Source organism: Alkalihalophilus lindianensis (assembly GCF_032843265.1).
Lineage (GTDB): Bacteria > Bacillota > Bacilli > Bacillales > Bacillaceae_D > Alkalihalophilus > Alkalihalophilus lindianensis.
The window spans coordinates 1-251 of sequence record NZ_JAWJBA010000719.1 but is presented as its reverse complement, the minus strand read 5'-3'; the positions used below and the strand labels follow the sequence as shown (position 1 = coordinate 251).

1 protein-coding gene is annotated in these 251 nt (G+C 49.4%); it reads left to right on the top strand.

Translation table 11 applies throughout. From position 1 onward, the window contains the following. On the top strand, positions 1-251 hold a 251-nt coding region (locus RYX56_RS26730), incomplete at both ends, for a hypothetical protein (RefSeq protein WP_317124343.1).

Below are 251 nucleotides of genomic sequence, written 5' to 3'. Positions count from 1 at the left end.
TGCGTTCAAAGACTCGATGGTTCACGGGATTCTGCAATTCACACCAAGTATCGCATTTCGCTACGTTCTTCATCGATGCGAGAGCCGAGAAGTCGGAGGCCAAGCGGTCTTAGGAAGACAAGTAGTCATCGCAACTCCTTGGCTCACAGAACGACATGGCTACGATCCGACTTCTGCGTTCAAAGACTCGATGGTTCACGGGATTCTGCAATTCACACCAAGTATCGCATTTCGCTACGTTCTTCATCGAT